This is a genomic window from Pseudohaliea rubra DSM 19751 (genome assembly GCF_000764025.1).
In the GTDB taxonomy this organism is placed as follows: Bacteria; Pseudomonadota; Gammaproteobacteria; order Pseudomonadales; family Halieaceae; genus Pseudohaliea; species Pseudohaliea rubra.
Map to the genome: position 1 here is coordinate 1 of NZ_KN234771.1, position 15,906 is coordinate 15,906.

Below are 15,906 nucleotides of genomic sequence, written 5' to 3' on the forward strand. Positions count from 1 at the left end.
CCACCAGAGCACCGCCGCCAGCGCCGCGGCGGCGAGCACCGCGCCCGCCGCCGCAAAGCTGGTGAGCAAGGGCCCGATGGTGCCGGTAAGCAGCCGCAGCCCGGCACCGACCAGGGCGAGGTCGGCGGCGGGGTTGAAGCCCCGGGCCAGGGCCGTGAACATCGCATAATCGGCGGCCTTGAGCACGGCAATCAGCACCAGAAGCCCCACGAGCGCAACCCGGCATGCGGTAGCTGCGCGCCCTGCGCCGAGCGCCAGCAGAGCGAGCAGCACGGCGGGCCATTCGAGCGGGAAGGCGCCAAGCGCGTCCCAGTGCATGGCCGCCGGGTGGTTCGGCTGCACCAGCACGAGGTAGAGGACAAAGGCAGCGCCTGCCAGCGACAGTGCGATGCGCTTCACGGCCTCGCCCGCCAGAGCCAGAGGACATCCCGGCCGAAGGACCAGCTGAGAGCGGCCAGCGCCGCGCTGACGAGGGCCCCGGCAGCCGGCGCCGGCAATGCCGGCAGCTGCAGCGCAATGAGCGCGCCGAGCTGAACAACGCAAACCACCTTGCGACCGGTGCGCTCAGGCAGGGCCCGGGCCAGCCAGGGCCAGGCCCGGGCCGCAGCGGCGAAGGCGTAGCGCGGCAGCCCCAGCAGCAGCACCGCCGGTCCGCCGCTGCCCGCGAGAAAGGCGTTGGCGGCCAGGATAAGTCCGAAGGCTGCGTCCACTTCCATATCGAAGCGTGCGCCGAACGGCGATTCCCGTCCCTGCCGGCGTGCCAGCCATCCGTCGACGCCATCAAGGAAGAGTGCCAGTAGCGCCAGGCCGACGATGCCCCAGCGGACGCCCGGCGCCACAAGCGGAGCAAGCAGCGCACTTGTCAGCACCAGGCGCGCGAGGGTCACGACGTTGCCAAGGCCAAGGTCTGCGAAAGGATAGGCCCGACGCATCAGCGCCGTGACCAGCATCACGCCGCACAGATACCCGGCCATCGCCAGGGCCAGGGCACCAGGCGCTGCGCCCACCAGCAGGTAGCCTGCGGCCGGCAGGATGAGCGCGCCACCGAGGGATGCGGCCAGCAGGCGCACAACGGGGCCGGCCGGGAGCGGCCCGGTAACCGCTCCCTCGCCGGGCACGGCGGGGACTGCCTGTGGAGTCAACTTCTCGATACCGGAATCTTAGCACCGGTGTCGCCCCGGCGCGCCGCCTGAACCCGTACAGCTTCCGGTCAAAAGGTGGCGGCGCACGCCGGGCAAACAACCGTTAGAATGGTCTTATGAATACCAGTCGCTACGCTCGCCCCGCACGGCTGCTGCACTGGCTGATGGCTGTGCTGCTGCTGTTGACGATCCCCGCGGGCCTGATCATGGTCCGGCCGGAGGTCGGCCGGGAACTGCAGAACGCGCTGTTCATTTTCCACAAAAATGTCGGTGTTTTGCTCCTGCTGCTGATTGTCCTGCGGCTGGCCGTGCGCCGGCGACACCCGCCACCAGCGAAACCGGCGAGCCTGCCCGCCTGGCAGGCTCGCGTCGCCAGCCTTACGCAAGGGGCTCTCTACCTCCTGCTGGTCGTGCAGCCGGTCGCGGGGTACGTTCGGGTGCGCGCGGGGGGGTTCCCCATCGAAGCGCTCGATGCGATGGGTATTGGCACGCTGCTGGCTGAGAGCGATGCGCTCGCGGAAGCCGCCAAGGCAGTGCATCACTGGGCAGGGCTCGCGATCGTCGCGCTGGCCGCCCTGCACATCGGCGCGGCGCTGTTTCACCTCACCGTGAAGCGGGATGGCGTGTTCTGGCGCATGTGGCCGCCGGCTGGAGGCCCCCCACGGTAACAGGGTCCTCGCCTGACCCACGCAAGCGGATTCAGGCCCTGGGGAGGGGCCAGCGCGACATGTCATTGGCCGAAACCATTCTGCCCGGGAGCCGCATACGCACCGGCGCAATACCGTGGCGCTGCAGCGGCTGGCTCGCGGTCTTTATCGCGCTGACGACCCTGGGTACCGCGGCGGTCGTCGCGGTCGTCGCTGCCGCCGTAGAGGAGTGGTCGCCGGCGACAGGGCTGGCCCTGGCCCTGGTGACACCGGGCGCCCTGTGGGTCTCCGGCGGGGCCGCGACCGCAATCCTTGGGTGCCTGCGCAAGCCCCCGCCACCGCCCGCCGTCCCGGATGACTGGCGTCCAAAGCAGCGCACGGCGATCCTGGTGCTGCTCTGCGGCGAAGCAGCCGATCCGCTGTCGAGCTATCTCGCGGGCCTGCGCCGTCAACTGGCGGCGCAGGGCCTCGCCGAGGCCACGACGGTCTTCGTGCTCTCAGACACCCACGAAGCGGTCCGTATCGCCGATGAGGAGGCGGCGTTGGCCCCGCTCATCGCCGCGGGCACGGTCGTCTACCGTCGCCGCAGTGAGCGCACCGGTCACAAACCCGGCAATATTGCTGAGTGGCTGGCGGCACGCAGCGACGGGTTCACCTACATGCTGGTTCTGGACGCCGACAGCCGCATGTCGGCCGGTCGCATCCGCGCGCTGATGCACCGCATCGAAACGGAGCCCGGCCTGGGCCTGCTCCAGGCCGGTATTGCGCGGGTGCGGGGCCGCAGCCTCTTCGGCCGCCACCAGCGCCTCTCCGGGCGTCTCCTGTCGCCGCACTTCGGCCGCGGGCTCGCGGCCTGGTCCGGTAAGGCGGGCAACTACTGGGGCCATAACGCAATCATGCGCATCGCGGCCTTCCGCAGTGCCGCCGCGCTGCCGATCCTGTCCGGGCCCAGGCCCTTCGGCGGCACGCCCCTGTCTCATGATTTTGTCGAGGCAGCCTGGATCCGGCGCGAGGGCTGGGTCGTCGCGCTTGATCCCGACACCCGCGGCAGCGCCGAGGACGGGCCGCAGACCCTTGCCGATTTTCATCGCCGCGACCGGCGTTGGTGTCAGGGCAACCTGCAGCACCTGCGGTTGATCGGCGAGCCCGGCCTCGACCCGGTCAGCCGCCTGCATCTCGCCCTGGGCATCATCGGCTACCTCGCCGCGCCGGTCTGGCTGGCGCTGATGATCCTGGTGGCATCGGACGCCGTCGCGATCCAGGGCGTCCTGCCCCTCCTCGCCATCGCAACCATCCTTATGTTGCCCAAACTTTGCGCGCTGGGGCACTGGCTGCTGCGAGCGCGCACGAGGCGACGCCAGAGGCTGATTCTCCGCGCCGGCCTGCATGAACTGGCCGTATCCACGCTGGTTGCTCCGCTTGTGATGCTGCGTCAGAGCGGCGCTGTGCTATCCGTGCTCGCCGGGCGGGACTGCGGCTGGAAGCGGGAACGCCCCCGCGCCCTTGCCCTGCCGCCGTGGCTGCCCGAGGTCGCAAGCGGCACAGGGCTCCTCGCACTGGGCGCCGCAGCGGGATCGGCGTCCTCGCTACCCTGGCTGTTGCCCGTCGCCCTGCCGCTGCTGGGCGCGCCGTTGTTGCAGCGCTGGCTCGAACGGGGCGCCTGATGCGCCGGCCTGCGCTTTTGCTACTTGCTGCAACGGCGCTGCTTGCGGCGGCAGGGGCATCGCGCGCGGCAGCATCGGAGGCAAGGGCGGGCACACTGCTCGAGGCGGCCCGGGCACTGGCCACAGCGCCCTACGCGGCGCCTGCGGGGCGCCTGCCGCCACCGTTCGCCGGACTGACTTACGACCAGTACCGTGCCATACGCCCGCTGCCGGGGGTTACGGCGATGCTCCCGCTAGGGCGGCACTGGACCGCTGACCTGCTACCCCCGGGGCTCTATTTTCCCGACCCCGTCGCCATCGAACTGCCCGCCGAGGGTGGCGGCTTCGCCGGGCAGAGCTTCGCGCCGAACCGCTTCGACTTCGACCCGGACTACTTCGACGCGGTCCCCGCCTCTGCCCCCGGGGCCGGGTTTTCAGGGCTGCGCCTGCGTTACCCCCTGAACAGCCCCGGGGTAAACGACGAGGTCATGGTCATGCAGGGCGCGAGCTATTTCCGCGCCATCGGCCGGGCCATGGTCTACGGACTGTCGGCGAGGGCCGCGGCGCTCGGCACCGGCGGGCCCGGGCCCGAAGAGTTTCCGCGCTTCGTACACCTTCGCCTGCACCCTGCGGAAGACGACACCATGCGCCTGGAGGCAGTTATCGACAGCCCCTCGCTGGCCGGTCATCTCGCCATGACGCTGCACCCGGGTGAGGACACCGCTATGGACATCGTGGTCACGCTGCTTCCCCGGCGCGAACTCACGGACCTCGGCGTGGCGCCCCTGACCTCGATGTTCCTCAAGGGGCCGCTGCGGGCCGCAGTGTCCGACGACTACCGGCCACGGGTCCACGACAGCAATGTGCTCATCATGGAAAACGGCGCCGGCGAAGCGCTCTGGCGGCCCATCGCCAACCCGGCTCGCTTACAGACCTCCGCCTTCCTCGATGACAGCCCCGTGGCTTTCGGTCTCTGGCAGACGCCGCGTCGCTTCGAGGATTACCAAGACAATGAGGCGCGCTACCACGACCGGCCCTCGGCGCGCGTGGTGCCCGCCGAGGCCTGGGGGCCGGGGGCCGTGGTGCTGGTCGAGATCCCCACCGATAACGAGTTCATGGACAATGTCGTGGCATTCTGGCGGCCAGCGCAGCCCCTTGCCAAAGGTAGCGAGCACCGCTTCGCCTACCGGCTGAACTGGACCCGCGGCGAGCCCCGGAACGGCGCTGGCCGCTCAATCCTGCAGAGCCGCGCCGGGCGGGAACACGACCAGGTCGGGGCCCGGCGCTTTATTGTCGACTTCGCAGGCCGGCACGAGGATCTCGTGCCGGAGCTCTCCGTTACCGACGGTGCAGCGGTGAGCGGGACGAGCGTCTTCCCGCTGCACGGAGGCCGCGCTTCGCGGGTCACCTTCCTGTTGCATCCCGGTGACCGGCAAAGCGCCGAGCTGCGTCTCCAGCTCCGGGACGCTGCCGGCGTGCCAGCCAGCCCCGTGTGGCTCTACCGCTGGACCCGGGCCCGCGACGGCGGTGTATGAACCGCCGGCCTATACTGCTGCCCGTGACCGATAACTTCGCTGACAAGCTTCTCGCCTGGTTCGACGATCACGGCCGCAAGCACCTACCCTGGCAGCAGGCGATCAATGCCTATCGGGTCTGGGTATCCGAGATCATGCTGCAGCAGACCCAGGTGAGCACGGTGATCCCCTACTTCGAGCGCTTCATGGCGGCCTTCCCCGATGTGCAGGCACTGGCAGCGGCAGACACCGATGACGTGCTGCACCACTGGACCGGCCTCGGCTACTACGCCCGGGCGCGCAACCTGCACCGGGCAGCACAGGTGATCGTGGCCGAGCAAGACGGGCGTTTCCCGCAGACCGTGGAAGCCCTGGAGGCTCTGCCCGGCATCGGCCGCTCCACCGCCGGCGCCATCGTCAGCATTGCCTGCGGCGGCCGCGCGCCGATCCTCGACGGCAACGTCAAGCGGGTACTGGCACGCTACCACGCTGTGCCCGGCTGGCCGGGGCAGAGCACGGTGCTCAATGCACTCTGGGAATACGCGGAAACGCACACACCGACCGCGCGGGTGGCGGACTACACCCAGGCCATCATGGATCTTGGCGCTACTGTCTGCACCAGGCGCCGGCCGGCCTGCAGCCTCTGCCCCCTCGCCGAAGGCTGTCGGGCCCGCGCGGAGGGCACGGCCGAAAACTACCCGGGCAGGAAGCCACGCAAGACGCTGCCTGAGCGGCAGACCGCCTTCGTCCTCGCCCGCCACCCGGACGGCACCTGGCTGCTGGAGCAGCGGCCTCCCTCAGGCATCTGGGGGGGGCTCTGGTGCTTTCCGGAGGTGGCGGCCCCGGCCGATGCCGCAGGCTGGTGCCGGGACGCTCTACTGGCTGAGCCGGGCACCAGTCAGCCTCTGGCGGCCTTCCGACACACTTTCAGTCACTATCACCTGGACATTACACCGGTGCTGGTAACCCTTGAAACGGCCGGCGAGGCCGTGGCCGAAGGCAGTCAACGGCTTTGGTACAACGCCGTGTCCCCACCCCGGGTAGGCCTGGCAGCGCCGGTTGCGCGCCTGCTCGAGGCGCTGAAGACCCTCGACTGACGGCGTCAGGTCGTCACCACCTCAAAGAGGTTCGTCGCTGGCCGTCACCACCTCCGGCGTCACCAGACGCGTGACCGGCTGACCCTCGATCCCTGCATAGACCACGACGATCACCGCATCGCCTTCACCGATGTTGGCACCGGCGTGCGGCAGGTTGACCAGCTCGATGAGGCCATCGCCGGCGTTCAGGATCGCCTGCTCCCCAGATGGCGTGCGCACCTCCAGCCTGCCTTGCACCAGGACGCCGGCGGTCGCGTAGGGATGCTCGTGCAGCGGCAGCGCCATACCCTCGGGGATCGTCACCCGGACGACGGACAGCTGGGGCTGCCCCTCGGCATAGGCGGGCAGCCGCTCACCATTCCACATCGCCGTCGACTTCATGAGCACGTCGACGCCGATCTTGTCCGCAGCCTTCAGAGCGTCATCGGCGAAAATCGGCGGCACCCCAAGGATCAGCAAGGACAGGGCAAAGATCGCCATGGCTGGCATACGGGTCGGTCGCATCGTCAATTACCTTCTGGGAGTCGGGAGCGGGACCACTATAGAACCTTTAACCCGTGCCGGTCAGCAGCGCATAGGCGGTTACCGCACGCCCCCCCGTCGCGTTACCATCCCCTCTTCATTGGGAACGACCCACCCGTCACCCCGGAACCGACGGAGCATGCCATGACCCGCACCGTGTTTTGCCGCAAGTACCAGCAGGATCTCGAAGGGCTGGAAAAGCCACCTTATCCGGGCCCGAAGGGCCAGGACATCTACGACACCGTCTCGAAGCGAGCCTGGGAAGAGTGGCAGGCCAACCAGACCATGCTCATCAACGAGAAGCAGCTCAGCCTCATCGACCCGGAGACCCGCAAATACCTGCAGCGGGAGATGGAAAAGTTCCTGGCCGGGGAGGACTACGAGCGGGCCGAGGGTTACGTACCGCCAGAGCAGGACGGCGCTTGACGGCAATCCGCCCAGAAGGTCTAATACGCGACCTCACCACACTACCCGGCCCGGATAGCTCAGTTGGTAGAGCAGGGGATTGAAAATCCCCGTGTCGGCAGTTCGATTCTGTCTCCGGGCACCAATAAAATCAGCCACTTACGGCCACCCCCATTTTAATCCCTATGTCACTCGGTACACTTTCGGAACACCTGTACCGGAATGCGCCGTGGCGACCATCACAAGAACACCGTCGAAGACGTGGAAGGCCGTGGTGCGCAAGCACGGCTGGCCGACGACCATCAAGACCTTCCGCACCCGCCGGGACGCGGCCGACTGGTCGCGCCGCACCGAGGACAAAATGGTGCGCGGCGTGTACATCAGAAGTGGACCAAAATGAGAGACTGAAAGTCTTTGGTGCAGAGACCATCGCTTTCAACTAAGCGACAAGTTCCGGGGGCATGAACGGAGGCACAAAGCGTATTGAATCGCACCAGGCTTGTCGGAGGTCTACCCACAAACCGTACGCTCTTACAGAAACTGCTCGAACTCCCGGAGCTTGGTAACCGCCTGTGGAAGCTGTTGCTTCTGAAGAGACGCGAGAAATTCTTCCGTGGTGAACGGAGGATTCTTAAGAGCAAGACGCTGCTGGCGCAGTGCCTCACAGCAAACCGCCGGCGCCATATCGACCTGGTAGTAGATGAAGTCATCGGGGTGGAGAACGTCGATGCAGTATGGCGCGAGCATCTCCTGGGGAAAGTCCTTCTGGTTGAAGGTCACTATGGCGTCTGCGTTGCATCGAATAGCGGCGGCAAGCACGTGTCGGTCATCGGGATCCGGTAGGGTGAGTGTTTCTATCAATGGTTCGTAGCCGGTTACCAGTGCGTCCCGAACATGGTCGTCCATCAGCCCCCGCACCCGCTCTAGTGGATCCCGGGAGTATTTTCCTGCACGAAGCAGCGCGTTGATCCACTCCTCATGAATCTGGTCCGTCCAGTGGGCCTTGAAGAGGTCCGTTACCGCCAATCGTAGCAGTGCATCTCTCAGCGGCGCCGGATAAAGGACGCAGGCATCATAGACAACGGTAAATTTTGACACTTGGAATCAATAACCCATGCCTTCCTGCTGGGAGAGCGCGGTAAGCTCGTCCAGCGTAGCGACCCTCTGTTCGTCCACGCGCTCCTTGTAAGCAAGGACATCAGCAAGGCGAACTCGCCGGTGCGACCCGACCTTTCGGTGCGGTATATCTCCCTTCTCGAGAAGACCTACCAGAAACGGTCTACTGACGTTCAGGATCGAAGCGGCCTCCTGCGTGCTTAACTCCTGATGCCGCGGAACGACACTAATGGCATTACCCTGGGACATCTCCGCGAGCACCGTCAGCAACAGCTGCAGCACATGACCGGGCAGCACCAGCTCATCCGACTCACCATTGCTGCCTCGCAGCATCATGCGCACACGGTCGGCATCTGCATACTTGGCAAGCGTACGACTGGATACCTTTGCCTCCTCCATTTCGTCGGCAGTTGGCAGGTGAACGACATTGTGGGCAGTCATTTGGGAAACTCCTTCGGGAAATCAACCCGGCCTCAACGAAACGTCGGGCATGTCCAGAAGCATAATCGAAATAAACGAAACGTCAATCGTAGCAGGCGAAGCATCGCATTACATTCCCAAATTGGGTATGATCGCTCCCGTTATGGGAATTGACGTGACAAGCACCAACCTCGAGACGACGCCCTCCAGCGTCGCTGATGTACTTTTCACGCCCGTGCAGCAGCGCCTTCTTGCATTGCTCTACGGTCAACCACAGCGCAAATTCCAGAGTAACGAGATAATCCGCCTGGTGAATTCAGGTACCGGCGCGGTGCACCGGGCACTTGGCCGCATGGCAGCCGCCGAGCTGGTAACAGTCGAATCAATGGGCAATCAAAAGCACTACCAGGCCAACACCGCTTCGCCGGTGTTCGAGGAACTGAGTAGCCTTGTGCGCAAAACAGTGGGGCTGAAAATGCCGCTGCAGTCAGCGCTGAAGCCAGTGGAAAACCGCATTGCGGCAGCCTTTGTTTACGGATCGGTCGCCAAGGGCAGAGAACGCGCAAACAGCGATGTTGACCTGCTGGTTGTCGCCGATGACGTCGATTACGCTGCACTATACGATGTGTTGCCGAATGCCGAGGCAGCCCTGGGGCGCCCGGTGAACCCTACCGTCATGACGCTTGAAGAATGGCAGCGCAAGCTGGCAACGCCGGACAGCTTCGCGGCGCGCATCGCCAAGCAACCCAGACTCTTCATCATTGGTGATGACAATGCCCTCGGCTGAGCTTGAGAACCTTGTGCGTATCGGGCGGCTCAAGCTTGAGCCACCGTCAGAGCGCGAACAGCAGGGCCTCCTGGAGTCCGCCGACGCGCGGCTGGCCGATGCAAATCTATCGTCGCTGAGCTATGCCAGCCGATTCGATCTCGCCTACAATGCCAGCCACGCCTTGGCACTATACGCTCTGCGAAGGCTCGGCTATCGCTGTGATCAGCGCTACCTCGCCTTTCAGACCCTGCCGCACACCGCTGGCATGCCACCGGCAGTCTGGCGCGTGCTGGCGAAGGCACACGAGCGCCACAATCTGGCCGAGTACGAGGGGCATCTCGAGCAAGACGACCAGCTGTTGACCGATCTCATCGGTGCCGCCAGAAGGCTGCGCGAGGCAATCGATGGGCTGGCCGCATAAGGCACCGTCCAGTGAATCCCCGGTATACTCACGGAACACTGCCGAATTTGTGACATATTACCGAAACTAACGTAACCTGTTGTTTTTACTTGATATAGCCTAACTGTACCGCAACAAGCCTAATGAAGAAAAATCAGTAAGTTATTGATTTTAAAGGAATTGAAAATCCCCGTGTCGGCAGTTCGATTCTGTCTCCGGGCGCCAAATTATCAGTAAAATCAGCAAGTTACGCGAAGCGCCGGCCTCGCCATCCATAGCATAGTCATCACATAATTTGGCTCTTAGTCATTCTGAGTTGCGGCAATTTTCGATCCGCGCAGCGGTGGGAGCATTGTTCGGCAACAACGGCTGATTATGCATTATTCGTAGTGGCTCCAGAGCCGGAGGATTTTGACCACTCGCTCCTCTTCAAGCACGTGATAGACCAGACGATGCTGAATATTGATGCGGCGTGAATACGCTCCCGCAAGATCGCCAATAAGCTTCTCAAACGGAGGCGGCTTGCAGTACGGATCTTCTGCGATTACGGCGAGCAATTCCCGGGCTTTTGGCTTCAGACCACCGGAAGCCAGTTTCTTTGCGTCCTTCTGAGCTTGCCTGGTGTAAAGCAACTTCCATGTCACCACTCCAGCTCCTCATCGCACTTATCGACGGGGGTCTCCATTCCCTCACGAATAGACTCACGCATACCTGGCACGGAGAGCAAGTAAAGTGTTTCCTGAATAGCAGCCCAGTCTTCTTCAGCCACCAGCACGGCTTTATTCCGCTTGCCCATGATGACAATCGGCTGGTGCGACTCGGCGGTTTCATCGATCAATCGATAAAGATTGCTGCGCGCCTCAGTGGCAGTAATTCCGGTCATGACGCTCCTCTTGCGTTTTCAACTTCCCACTAATGGTACGCCATCATGTACGTACGTCAAGACGATCGCATTCCATAACGCCCTGGCTAAGCCGCCGGTGCGAAGCGCAGCGTAGTACCTGCCGGTTTGAGCCCCTGGTTATTCGGACAGTTTTTGGATTGCATGCTCAATCGTTTCGGTGACAGTTTCAGCAAGGCTGCGGCGTGAGGAGGACGCAGCGAAGCCGGTCTTTGCATCAACGCGACGACGACAGGTTGCCGATGACTCCGCGCAGCCATGCGATGCCCGGATCCCGGTCGAAGCGCTGGTGCCAGTTGAAGAATAGCTGCACCCGCACCTCGGGCAAGGGCGTGGGAAAGCTCTTGAGCGGCTCGAGGCCGGAAAACTGCCGCGCCACCCTTGCGGGCACGGTACAGGCGAGATCCGTGGAAGCAGCGATGCGAGGCATGTCCAACACCGTATGGACCCGCACCGGACACTCGCGCGCCAGCCCCCGGGCCCGCAGCTGCTGATCGATAAAAAAGCCGCGCTGGTCCTGCCGGTCGAAAATAACGTGGCGCAGGGCAATGAATTGCTCAAGCGTAAGATGATCGCGGACCAGGGGATGGTCACGGCGAACCATCGTCACCAGCGTGTCATCGGCTATGAGGGAGTTCATGATGCCCTCGCCAACCAACGGCTCCGGCGTCAGCACACAGTCGAGGGTACCATCGCTCAGGGCCTCGACCAGACCGGGCGTGTGCTGGGAGCGCACATCGAAGCCGATAGCTGACTCGCGCGCCGCGAGGAACTGCAGCAGGGCCGGCAGGATCACGATTTCACCGTAATCCCCGAGCACGACATGGAAGCGGCGGTCGGTGGCATCGACCTCGAAGCCCTCCCGCTCCGACACCATGAGCGTAACAAGGTCAAGGATACGCCGGACCTGAGGCGCATACTCCCGTGCCCGCGGCGTAGCACGAACCCCACGGTGCGTGCGAAGGAAGAGTTCGTCCCGCAGCAAGTGGCGGAGACGGGCCACGGCATCACTCACCGCCGGCTGACTCATGCCGATACGTGCGGCGGCGCGGGTGAGGTTGCCCTCCTGCATGACGGCATCGAAGACCGTAAGCAGATTGAGGTCGATACTGCGCAGGTTCAGGGGCGGCCGGCTCATGGATATACAGTCTACCGATATCAAAGTTAAAAGATATCAATTGGACACAGGCTCTGCTGGCCCAAAGGATGCCCGCGACCGGATGCGCGCATGCCGGTTACGCGCACCGACGATGAAGAACAGGAGCTCACTGATGGCGACAGAAAAGCCGGGGCGGCCGATCTACAGGCAGGGCGCAAAGGAAAACAGCCTGCGCCGGCGGGCCCGGCGCGCGACCGCCTCGGGCCGCCTGCTCTTGCCGGGGCTCTTTGCGACATTTATTGTCGCTGCCGGGGCTTCGTTCCTCGCCGACCATTACCAGGCGCCGGTAATGCTCTTCGCCCTGCTCCTCGGTATGGCCCTGGGCTTTCTCCACGAGGAGGGCAGGGCCGTCCCCGGCATCGACTTCACCGCCACGGTGGTACTTCGCCTCGGCGTCGCCCTGCTCGGCTTGCGCATCACCCTGGACGAAGTCACGGCCCTCGGCGCGGGCCCGGTTCTCCTGGTCATCGCGGCAGTGGTTCTCACCCTGCTCTTCGGCATCCTCTGCAGCACCCTGCTTGGCCGGGGCCGACACTTCGGTCTCCTTAGCGGCGGCAGCGTCGGCATCTGCGGGGCGTCGGCGGCGTTGGCCCTGGCCGCGGTACTGCCTCGGAACGACCGCAGCGAGCGGGACACAATCTTCGCAGTGATTTCGGTGACCGCGCTGAGTACGCTGGCGATGATCGCCTATCCGCTGGTCGCCAACCGGCTCGGTCTCAGCGATAGCGAGGCCGGGCTGTTCCTGGGCGGCACGATTCACGATGTTGCGCAGGTGGTCGGCGCAGCTTACTCGATGTCCCCGGCAACCGGAGACGCCGCCACGGTCGTGAAAGTGCTGCGCGTCGCCATGCTCGTTCCGACGATCTTTGTCCTCTCCGTTATCTATCGGCGCGGCAGGTCGTCGTCGGCCTCCTCTTCATCCGCCATACCCCTGCCTTTGTTCATTGTGGCCTTCGCCGTGCTGGTTGCAGTCAACAGCATGGGAGTCGTGCCTTCGCCGCTCCGTGACCACCTGGTCGCGACGTCCCAGTGGTGCCTGGTCGCCGCCATCGCCGCGCTGGGTATGAAAACCTCCCTCCGCGAACTCGCCACCGTGGGCTGGCGACCGCTTTCGATCGTTATCGCCGAGACCGCGTTCCTCGCGGTCGTGGTACTCGTTGGCATCCGCTGGCTGGCGGCGGGCGGCCCGGAGTGGCTGCTGCCGGTTTGATATAAATTAGACTGATAATAGCTAGTAATGATATCGATTGGACGCCAGTCCGAGCGGCAACCATCCTCGCAACAGCCAACAATAACCATTTAAAGGCGCGATCATGACTGGCAGCAAATCCGGGGCCGCCCCGGACATCCTGTGCTTTTCCGCGTTGTTATGCCCCGTGGATGACCGTTCGCTGATGCTCGAAGGCGGCAGTGGCATCGCCATACGTCTGGTGCAGCGCGAGGGCCGCGTCGTCGGCGGCCCCCTCGACGGCTCGCTGATGACCGAGTGGGGGCTGCATGAGATCGCACCGGGCTATGGCGAAGGGCAGGGCTTTCTCGCTTTTGCCCACAGTTCGGGCGGCAAGGCCTACTTTCGCTTCAACTGGACCGGTCGTGGGGTCGTGAGGGCAGACGGAGAACTCCAGCCCGTCATGTTCGGCGCCTGGTCGGTGCACAGCGGCAGCGGATGCCTGGCTGCCATCGCCGGCGCCGGCACCGTGGCGATAGGCATCCCCTCCGAGCAGGAGCGGGACTGGCAGTTCACCGGTGCCCTCAGCCTGTGAAGACCTTACCCGGCCGTCGCGGGGCTTCGCCATGAACCAGAGCCGCGCACCGGTCGCAGACGCCACGCGCTCCCCGCTCTACGGCTGGTATGTCGTCGGCATTCTGACCGTCGCCTACGTCTTTTCCTACATGGACCGCTCCATCCTGACCCTGCTTGTCGAGCCTATACGCACAGACCTGGACATCAGCGACACGCAGCTCAGCCTGCTTCACGGTTTCGCCTTTGCCATGTTCTACGCCACCCTGGGTATCCCGATCGGACGCCTCGCCGACCGCAGCAGCCGCGTGCGCCTCATCGTCGCCGGTGTCGGCATCTGGAGTGTGTTCACAGCAGCCTGCGGACTGGCCCGCAATTTCCTCGAGCTCTTTGTCATGCGCATGCTGGTCGGCGTTGGGGAGTCAGTACTCAACCCCTGCGCCTACTCCATCATCACAGACACAGCCGAACGCAGGCACCTTTCCCGCGCCCTCAGCATCTACACCATGGGCATCTATATCGGCGGCGGCGCCGCACTGATACTCGGTGGCCTCGTCGTCAGGGCAGTACTGGAGGAGCCTACGATCACCCTGCCCCTGCTGGGCGAGGTGCGGGCCTGGAAAACGATCTTCTTCTACGTCGGGCTGCCGGGGCTGCTGCTGATGGCTGTGATCCGGCGCACGGTACGCGAGCCGATGCGTCGGGACCGCCTGCGCACGGCAGTGGCCGGGAAGAGCCTGCCGCTGTCCGACGTGTTCGCCTTCCTCCGCCTGAACCGCGAGGTGCTTGTCTGCCACTTTCTCGGCTTCAGCCTGATCCAGCTCATGGGTAACGCCGTGGGCCTGTGGATACCAACCTTCTTCCAGCGCAGCCACGGCTGGCTGGTTGCAGACGCGGGCATCGCCTTCGGCGTCGTGCTGATCATTTTCGGACCGATCGGCGCACTCCTCGGCGGTGCCCTTGCAGACCGCTACGATCGCCGCCACGGCCAGGGCGGCCCTTTCGTCGTCGGCGCCCTCCTCGCGGCCCTGGCGGCGGTGCCGGCAACGGCGAGCACCCTCGTCGGCGGCCCCTGGCTGGCGCTGGCCCTTCTCGCGCTGCTCGTGCTGTGCTTTTCCGGGCCCATCGCCCTCGGTGTTTCAGCTCTGCAACAGGTAACACCCAACGAGATGCGGGGTCAGCTATCCGCCGTCTACCTGTTGATCGTCAACTTCCTCGGCATCGGCTTCGGACCGACCCTGGTCGCACTGATCACGGACTATGGCTTCGGTGATGACAGCGCCCTCGGTTACTCGCTGGCCGTCGTGGGCGGCGGCGCGTCCATCGCTGCGGCGCTGCTGCTCTTCGCCGGCCGCGGCGCCTTCGCGCGAAGTCTCGAGCGCGCCAGCGTCTGGTCCCGATCGGGCACCGCCGGGGCAGACGAGCTCACCCCGGCAACCTGACACAACCCGACACAACCAAAGGAGGACGTTCATGACCATCCCCCCTCACTGGACCATCCGCCGCCTCGCCGGCGTGATCGGTGCGGAGGTTATCGGACCTGATATCCGCAACCCCACGGCGGAGACCGTCGCCGCGATCCGCCAATTGCTCCTTGAGCACCTGGTGATCTTCCTGCCCGGGCAGGCCCCCAGCCCCGAGGAGCATGTCGCCTTTGCCCGCCACTTCGGGCAGCTGGAAGGCCACCCGAACCTCGGCGGTGGTGAGGGCCTGCCGCCGGAGATCTTCCAGCTCGCGGCAAGCGAGGGCGGCATCGCCGATGAATGGCACACGGACATCACCTTCGATGCATCGCCGCCCCTGATGTCCGTACTGCACCTGGTGCAATGCCCCGAGTACGGCGGCGACACCATGTGGAGCAGTCTCTACGCCGCCTATGAGGCGCTATCGCCCCCCCTGCAGGAACTCTGCGAGGGGCTCACTGCGCTCCATGACGCCCTGCCCCACAACCGCCCGGACCGGATGACCATCCATCCCGTCGTGCGCGTGCATCCGGAAACCGGGCGCAAGGCGCTGTACGTGAACAGCCACTTTACCCGGCGCATCGTTGAGCTGAGTGCCGGCGAGAGCGATCTGCTCCTGGGCTACCTGACCCGCTGGATCGCCAGTGAGCGGTTCACTGTGCGCTACCAATGGCGCCCCGGCAGTATCGGTATCTGGGACAACCGCTGCACCGCGCACTACGTGCTCAATGACTTTGTCGGCGAGCGCATCATCCAGCGGGCCACCGTCACGGGCGATCGAGTCGAGGGCGCATCGCCACCGCGCTGGCAGCCCGCCGTGGGCGATGAGCGTCTGTCCGCCGCAAACCGCCATGACCAGCAGCTCTTCAACTATCTCCGGGCCGAAGGCCGGATCGGCGCGGAGGTGCGTGGGTACGGCGACCTCTTGCCAACAGAAGAGCGCGATGCCCAGCAAACACCGTAAGCA

Annotated in this window: 20 protein-coding genes and 1 tRNA gene; 13 read left to right on the top strand and 8 right to left on the bottom strand. The window is 64.8% G+C overall.

Annotated elements, in window-relative coordinates; all coding sequences use genetic code 11:
* Both HRUBRA_RS10210 and HRUBRA_RS10215 read right to left on the bottom strand, forming a co-directional pair.
* The coding region (locus HRUBRA_RS10210) for a hypothetical protein (RefSeq protein WP_035516856.1) at positions 1-399 on the bottom strand (399 nt) is incomplete at its 3' end.
* Complete coding sequence (locus HRUBRA_RS10215) at positions 396-1,118, bottom strand: CDP-alcohol phosphatidyltransferase family protein (protein WP_201771583.1); 723 nt, start codon at positions 1,116-1,118, stop codon at positions 396-398. The genes HRUBRA_RS10215 and HRUBRA_RS10210, both read right to left, overlap by 4 nt.
* A gap of 140 nt (positions 1,119-1,258) precedes the next feature.
* Here HRUBRA_RS10215 and HRUBRA_RS10220 point away from each other — a divergent pair, with 140 nt between their 5' ends.
* Genes HRUBRA_RS10220 through mutY form a run of 4 tightly spaced genes read left to right on the top strand, consistent with a single transcriptional unit; the run spans position 1,259 to position 6,043 of the window.
* Complete coding sequence (locus HRUBRA_RS10220; RefSeq protein ID WP_035516858.1) at positions 1,259-1,810, top strand: cytochrome b; 552 nt, start codon at positions 1,259-1,261, stop codon at positions 1,808-1,810.
* 59 nt (positions 1,811-1,869) lie between these two features.
* Entirely contained in the window at positions 1,870-3,453 is a 1,584-nt protein-coding gene (gene mdoH / locus HRUBRA_RS10225; RefSeq protein ID WP_035516859.1) for a glucans biosynthesis glucosyltransferase MdoH, read from the top strand.
* Entirely contained in the window at positions 3,453-4,967 is a 1,515-nt protein-coding gene (locus HRUBRA_RS10230) for an OpgD/OpgG family glucan biosynthesis protein (protein ID WP_035516861.1), read from the top strand. Before mdoH ends, HRUBRA_RS10230 begins: the two co-directional genes overlap by 1 nt.
* A complete protein-coding gene (gene mutY, locus HRUBRA_RS10235) occupies positions 4,964-6,043 on the top strand; it encodes an A/G-specific adenine glycosylase (RefSeq protein ID WP_052094676.1) in 1,080 nt (359 codons plus the stop codon). Before HRUBRA_RS10230 ends, mutY begins: the two co-directional genes overlap by 4 nt.
* A 21-nt stretch (positions 6,044-6,064) precedes the next feature.
* Here the strand turns inward: mutY and HRUBRA_RS10240 are convergent, their stop codons facing one another.
* Entirely contained in the window at positions 6,065-6,547 is a 483-nt protein-coding gene (locus tag HRUBRA_RS10240) for a cupin domain-containing protein (protein WP_236629846.1), read from the bottom strand.
* A 162-nt stretch (positions 6,548-6,709) separates the two neighbouring features.
* Here HRUBRA_RS10240 and HRUBRA_RS10245 point away from each other — a divergent pair, with 162 nt between their 5' ends.
* The 3 genes from HRUBRA_RS10245 (at position 6,710) to HRUBRA_RS15195 (ending at position 7,370) form a co-directional block, all read left to right on the top strand.
* The gene (locus HRUBRA_RS10245) at positions 6,710-6,991 is read left to right on the top strand and encodes an oxidative damage protection protein (protein WP_035516862.1); all 282 of its coding nucleotides are present in this window, start codon (positions 6,710-6,712) and stop codon (positions 6,989-6,991) included.
* Between the two features lie 48 nt (positions 6,992-7,039).
* A tRNA-Phe gene (locus HRUBRA_RS10250) sits at positions 7,040-7,115 on the top strand.
* An 84-nt stretch (positions 7,116-7,199) separates the two neighbouring features.
* Positions 7,200-7,370 (top strand): hypothetical protein, encoded by a 171-nt coding sequence (locus HRUBRA_RS15195; protein WP_201771585.1) that lies wholly within the window; start codon positions 7,200-7,202, stop codon positions 7,368-7,370.
* Positions 7,371-7,501: 131 nt separating this feature from the next.
* Here HRUBRA_RS15195 and HRUBRA_RS10255 read toward each other — a convergent pair whose 3' ends face one another.
* Positions 7,502-8,068, bottom strand: coding sequence for a PIN domain-containing protein (locus HRUBRA_RS10255; RefSeq protein WP_035516864.1), 567 nt, complete (start codon positions 8,066-8,068; stop codon positions 7,502-7,504).
* Positions 8,069-8,074: 6 nt separating this feature from the next.
* Positions 8,075-8,527 (bottom strand): helix-turn-helix domain-containing protein, encoded by a 453-nt coding sequence (locus tag HRUBRA_RS10260; RefSeq protein ID WP_035516866.1) that lies wholly within the window; start codon positions 8,525-8,527, stop codon positions 8,075-8,077.
* Between the two features lie 49 nt (positions 8,528-8,576).
* Here HRUBRA_RS10260 and HRUBRA_RS10265 point away from each other — a divergent pair, with 49 nt between their 5' ends.
* Both HRUBRA_RS10265 and HRUBRA_RS10270 read left to right on the top strand, forming a co-directional pair.
* Entirely contained in the window at positions 8,577-9,293 is a 717-nt protein-coding gene (locus HRUBRA_RS10265; protein WP_201771586.1) for a nucleotidyltransferase domain-containing protein, read from the top strand.
* Positions 9,280-9,696: a hypothetical protein gene (locus HRUBRA_RS10270; protein ID WP_035516867.1), complete on the top strand. Its 417-nt coding sequence runs from the start codon at positions 9,280-9,282 to the stop codon at positions 9,694-9,696. The genes HRUBRA_RS10265 and HRUBRA_RS10270 overlap by 14 nt, the downstream gene beginning before the upstream one ends.
* A gap of 359 nt (positions 9,697-10,055) precedes the next feature.
* Here HRUBRA_RS10270 and HRUBRA_RS10275 read toward each other — a convergent pair whose 3' ends face one another.
* The 3 genes from HRUBRA_RS10275 to HRUBRA_RS10285 all read right to left on the bottom strand — a co-directional run bounded on the left by HRUBRA_RS10275 (position 10,056) and on the right by HRUBRA_RS10285 (position 11,714).
* Complete coding sequence (locus tag HRUBRA_RS10275; protein WP_236629847.1) at positions 10,056-10,322, bottom strand: Txe/YoeB family addiction module toxin; 267 nt, start codon at positions 10,320-10,322, stop codon at positions 10,056-10,058.
* Complete coding sequence (locus tag HRUBRA_RS10280; RefSeq protein WP_035516868.1) at positions 10,316-10,558, bottom strand: type II toxin-antitoxin system Phd/YefM family antitoxin; 243 nt, start codon at positions 10,556-10,558, stop codon at positions 10,316-10,318. Before HRUBRA_RS10280 ends, HRUBRA_RS10275 begins: the two co-directional genes overlap by 7 nt.
* Positions 10,559-10,793: 235 nt before the next feature.
* Positions 10,794-11,714, bottom strand: a complete 921-nt coding sequence (locus tag HRUBRA_RS10285) for a LysR family transcriptional regulator (protein WP_052094679.1) — start codon at positions 11,712-11,714, stop codon at positions 10,794-10,796.
* A 133-nt stretch (positions 11,715-11,847) separates the two neighbouring features.
* Between HRUBRA_RS10285 and HRUBRA_RS10290 the strand changes: the two genes are divergently transcribed.
* The 4 genes from HRUBRA_RS10290 to HRUBRA_RS10305 all read left to right on the top strand — a co-directional run bounded on the left by HRUBRA_RS10290 (position 11,848) and on the right by HRUBRA_RS10305 (position 15,903).
* On the top strand, positions 11,848-12,945 hold the full coding sequence (locus HRUBRA_RS10290; protein ID WP_144244449.1) for a YeiH family protein: 1,098 nt from the start codon (positions 11,848-11,850) through the stop codon (positions 12,943-12,945).
* A gap of 103 nt (positions 12,946-13,048) precedes the next feature.
* Positions 13,049-13,498, top strand: coding sequence for a hypothetical protein (locus HRUBRA_RS10295; RefSeq protein WP_144244450.1), 450 nt, complete (start codon positions 13,049-13,051; stop codon positions 13,496-13,498).
* Positions 13,499-13,529: 31 nt separating this feature from the next.
* A complete protein-coding gene (locus HRUBRA_RS10300) occupies positions 13,530-14,918 on the top strand; it encodes an MFS transporter (protein WP_035516900.1) in 1,389 nt (462 codons plus the stop codon).
* 31 nt (positions 14,919-14,949) lie between these two features.
* A complete protein-coding gene (locus tag HRUBRA_RS10305) occupies positions 14,950-15,903 on the top strand; it encodes a TauD/TfdA dioxygenase family protein (protein WP_084592589.1) in 954 nt (317 codons plus the stop codon).
* Positions 15,904-15,906 lie beyond the last annotated feature (3 nt).